The following is a 330-nucleotide window of genomic DNA, read 5'->3' as shown; positions in this document are numbered from 1 at the left end:
TCTCAATTAATAAAAAGATTACTTCCGGAAAAAACAAACATGTGCAAGTAAAAAAACACAAAGAACATCATTCGTGGTCACTTCCATATACGCGAGCGTCAGCTCCTATCAATCATTCATTTTTCGATATATTTTTACAAATTGATATGAGAAGTATTTTATATTTTGTAAATCAACATTGTAATTTTCTTACTAAATTTGAACATATTCTCGGACGTTATACAAACCCCAAAACAAATGATACGATTCTGATTCCAAGTCTAATAGCCTGGGGCACAAACATGGGATTGTATAGAATGGGACAGGTTTCTGATATAGAATATTCAAAAT

Annotated in this window: 1 protein-coding gene; it reads left to right on the top strand. The window is 31.2% G+C overall.

The window, feature by feature from the left end:
• A partial coding sequence (locus ACODS7_RS32900; protein WP_488828771.1) for a Tn3 family transposase occupies window positions 1–330 on the top strand: 330 nt, incomplete at both ends.

It is taken from the genome of Bacillus sp. FG16, from assembly GCF_057809515.1.
The sequence above is the reverse complement of the archived record's forward strand: the minus strand, read 5'-3'. Positions and strand labels throughout refer to the sequence as shown.